Genomic DNA, 1,315 nt, shown 5'->3' on the forward strand with positions numbered 1-1,315 from the left:
CTGAACCTATACCACTTTAGTTGACAGTATTTTCTGTCAATCTAAAGGGTAAGAATATGGGGCAAACTAGAAAGCGTCATTATGATCGATATACGCTAGAATTTAAAAAGATGGTTGTTAAGCTTGCAAACAACCCTAGCGTTATGGCCAAAGATATTGCAGATACACTCGGCCTGCATCCTGTCATGGTCTATCGCTGGCAAATGGAGTATCGCCGAGGTGAACTTAGAGGTAATCCTCTGGCTGAAAGACAAAAGATTAAGGAAACGCCAGTGCCGCGCCCTAGCAAATCCAATAAAGAAAAAGAGGCTGAGCAGAAATTGCGCGAAGCTGAAAAGCGCATTCGAAAGCTTGAGAAGGATTTGGCTCAAAGAGAAGATGAGTTAGATCTATTAAAAAAGGCCGAACGGTTCTTCGTAAAGACAAAGTAAAAATCTTCGAACTCATCGAGAAGAATCGTGAAGGTAGAGATGTTCGTAAATTATGTGATCTCTATGGGGTGACACGTGGTGGCTACTACGCTTGGCGTAAGCGCTCAATAAGCCAGCACCGACAATACGATCTTGAATTGATGTCAGCTATCACTGAGGTGCACCAAGGCTTTAAGCGTGCTTATGGTGCGCCAAGGTTACACGCTGAATTATGCAGGAAAGGCTTTTCCTGCAGTGTCCGCCGTATTAACAGGCTGATGAAAGAGCTTGGTATTAAGGCATCGACAACGGGGCTCTATGTGTGGAGGCCCGGACAGCATCAATTTTATGCAGGAACGGATAACGCGCTAGCAAAAGCTCCTCCTGCTGACGCTCAAGGTGTCCAGTGGGCTGGAGATTTTACTCATATTAGAACGGGTAAAGGCTGGCTCTACCATGCTGTCGTCATTGATCTTTTTAGCCGTAGAGTCGTCGGTTGGTCTTTTAGTCGGCAGCGTAATACGGAGCTTACCAAGAGCGCATTGATGATGGCTTTGTCTCGCAATGCGGTATCATCCGGCTGCATCTTCCACTCTGACCAAGGTGTTGAATATGCGGCGCATGAATACCGTGAGCTTGTCGAGTCAGCTGGCTTGACGCGTAGTATGAGCAGAAAGGCTACACCGCTAGATAATGCCGTAGTTGAATCCTTCTTCCATAGCATGAAAGCGGAGCTGATACATCAGGTTCAGTTTGATGATCAGATAGAAGCAACTGCGTATATCATTGAGTACATTGAATTTTATAATCGAGAGAGGTTACACAGCACATTAGGCTTTCAATCACCTATGGAATATGAAAGTCTATGTGCATAAAAAGTGTCAACGAAAGTGGTATAGGATCAC

General features: G+C 45.1%; 2 protein-coding genes. Both read left to right on the plus strand.

Annotation, left to right across the window (positions count from 1 at the left end):
- Positions 1-56 precede the first annotated feature (56 nt).
- Entirely contained in the window at positions 57-431 is a 375-nt protein-coding gene (locus SBL51_RS23195) for a transposase (protein WP_317933584.1), read from the plus strand.
- A gap of 14 nt (positions 432-445) precedes the next feature.
- The gene (locus SBL51_RS23200) at positions 446-1,285 is read left to right on the plus strand and encodes an IS3 family transposase (protein ID WP_317933585.1); all 840 of its coding nucleotides are present in this window, start codon (positions 446-448) and stop codon (positions 1,283-1,285) included.
- Positions 1,286-1,315: the final 30 nt, after the last annotated feature.

The organism is Halioxenophilus sp. WMMB6 (assembly GCF_033283405.1).
Taxonomy (GTDB): Bacteria; Pseudomonadota; Gammaproteobacteria; order Pseudomonadales; family Cellvibrionaceae; genus Halioxenophilus.

Bases quoted from the DNA above. Each gene is read 5' to 3' on its own strand.
- SBL51_RS23195 (WP_317933584.1), top strand. From the start codon at position 57: ATGGGGCAAACTAGAAAGCGTCATTATGATCGATATACGCTAGAATTT.